The sequence below is a fragment of the Synechococcus sp. WC101 genome, from assembly GCF_047461555.1.
Classification (GTDB): Bacteria; Cyanobacteriota; Cyanobacteriia; order Thermostichales; family Thermostichaceae; genus Thermostichus.
Genome location: NZ_JANSHG010000248.1, coordinates 1 through 2,375, shown reverse-complemented (window position 1 = coordinate 2,375; position 2,375 = coordinate 1). Strand labels below are relative to the sequence as shown.

At 61.0% G+C, this 2,375-nt stretch carries 2 protein-coding genes; one reads left to right on the top strand and one right to left on the bottom strand.

Annotated features, from left to right (window positions below):
* Nucleotides 1-681: AAA family ATPase (locus NW809_RS12040; RefSeq protein WP_414402250.1), on the bottom strand; the 681-nt coding region annotated here is incomplete at its 3' end.
* A gap of 312 nt (nt 682-993) precedes the next feature.
* Here NW809_RS12040 and NW809_RS12035 point away from each other — a divergent pair.
* The coding region (locus NW809_RS12035; RefSeq protein ID WP_414402249.1) for a cation:proton antiporter at nt 994-2,375 on the top strand (1,382 nt) is incomplete at its 3' end.

Sequence of the window (2,375 nt, the reverse complement as noted above, 5' to 3'; positions counted from 1 at the left end):
GTCGTAGAGCTGGGCGCGCAGGGCGCCGAAAAAGTCGATGGCCTGCTCGGGAAAGGCGTCCACCAGGCGCTCAATCTCCTCAAGAGACAGCCCGTCGGCTTGAAAAATGCCGTGAACGATGTGGATGCGGTCGGTGCGGCTGGGCTCCCAGTAGAACTTGCGCATGCGCCCATCGCGGATGAGGGGGGCATAGAGGGTGGAAAAGTCGTTGCCGGTGGCGATGATGGGCACCCGCGGCAGGGGCTTGGGATCGTAGCTGCCGGGAAGCTGCACGTTGGTGGGGTTGTCGGCGATGTTCATCAGGGTGGCGCTCACCAGTTGGGTGTTGACGGTGTACTGGGTCATGCTGTTCAGGCGACCGGCGCCGGCATCCAGGTCGTTGATCATCAGCACGGCCATCTGGCCAAATTTGCGGATGTGCTCGGCAGCTTCACGGTAGCGCAGGCGAATCATACGGGCGGGATCCCCGGCGTCGGGACTTTCCAGCTCGCCCCCCGAGATGTGGACGGCATAGACCTTCATGCGCTCAAAGATGAGGTTGCATTGGAAGGTCTTGCCCTCCCCCTTGCGCCCGTGGATGCCCAAGATGAGCGGAACGGGCACGTCGGGCAGAGGAAGATGATTTTTGGTCAGGTGCAGGGCGACAACTTTAAGAAAGGTGGGGGGGATGTAGTAGCTCATCGGTGGGCCTTAGCTTGGTTGCGAGAGTTTCTATTTCCTCCATTGTCGTTCTGGGAAGTTGGCCCCTGCCCCTCCTCGGCCCAATTCTTGGCGGGCAGCAGGGACAATACTCCAGATAAGTGCTAATTATCTGGACTATCGGCAAGGGGAAAGAGTGCCCACATGGGCGTTGCCATGGGATTACGCGGGAGGTTAGTTTTTGTAACAGTCTTCCGGCAGGGCGACCCCAGAGATGGCAACACAAGCTTTTCTGGCGCTCTGGTCAGGCCGGCTTAGACGAAAAGCTGTCCATCTAAGGGGGAGATCTTGCTGTTGAATTGCCTAAGCTCTGTGTTGCTGGCTGTCGAAGCCGCCGCTCCCGTCGAGGCGCCAGGGGGAGACAACCTCTCTCCCTTGATCTTGGTGGCGGTGCTGCTGGCCTTGGTGGTCATCTACTTGGCCAGCCGCGTTGGCGGAGAAATGGCCGTTCGCCTGAGTTTTCCCCCCGTGCTGGGAGAGTTGCTGGGAGGGGTGTTGGTGGGCGGTTCTGGCCTGGGGTTACTGGTTTTTCCCGAAGGGCCGCTTTCTGCCGAGGCGTTGCCTACCTTGGCCCAGTCCTCAGCTCTGATGCAGATTCTGCAGGCCACCGCGGGTCTTGACAAGGGATCCCTGGTGCAGGTGTTCTCCTCCCAAAGCCAGATCATCGACATCCTCTCGGAGATGGGGGTGGTTATCCTTCTCTTTGAAATTGGTCTTGAGTCGGATCTGGGGGAACTGTTGCGGGTTGGCCCGCAGGCGGCGGCCGTGGCCGTTATTGGGGTTGCTGTGCCCTTTGCGGCGGGAACACTGGGCCTGCTCTACCTCTTTCACGTGCCTGTCATCCCTGCCATCTTCGCCGGGGCGGCTCTGACGGCAACCAGCATTGGCATCACCGCCCGCGTCTTGGCCGAGCTGCAAAAACTCACCTCCCTCGAAGGGCAGGTGATCATCGGCGCCGCCGTCCTGGACGACGTGTTGGGCATCATCATCTTGGCGGTGGTGGCCAGCTTGGCCAAAACCGGAGAGGTTGACGTCGCCGATGTTGGCCTCATCGTCGTCAGCGCTGTCGTCTTTCTCGTCGGCTCTATCGTCTTGGGGCGACTCCTCAGCCCCTACTTTGTGGCTCTCCTCAACAACCTGAAAGCCCGCGGCAACCCCCTTTTGCCCGCTCTGGTCTTGGCTTTCTTGTTGGCCTACGTAGGGCAGGTGATCCACCTGGAGGCGATTTTGGGCGCTTTTGCCGCCGGCCTAATTCTAGGGGAAACCGACAAGCGCCAGGAGCTAGAAGAACAGATCAAGCCCGTTTCCGACCTGCTGGTGCCCATCTTCTTCGTCTGCGTCGGGGCCAAAACCAACCTCGCCGTGCTCAACCCCACCCTCCCCGCCAACCGCGAGGGGCTGATCATTGCCGTCTTCTTGGTTAGCGTTGCGATTGTGGGCAAGCTGGCCGCCGGCCTGGGGGCGTTCGGCAAGCCGGGCATCAACCGCTATGCCATCGGCGTGGGTATGATCCCGCGCGGCGAGGTGGGCCTGGTGTTTGCCGGCGTGGGAGCGGCCAGCGGGGTTCTCTCCGAGGCTCTCGACGTCAGCATCATCGTCATGGTGATCGCCACCACCTTTATCGCCCCCCTCTGGCTGCGGGGAGTATTGATCGGGGAAGTAGACTCTCCTCCTTC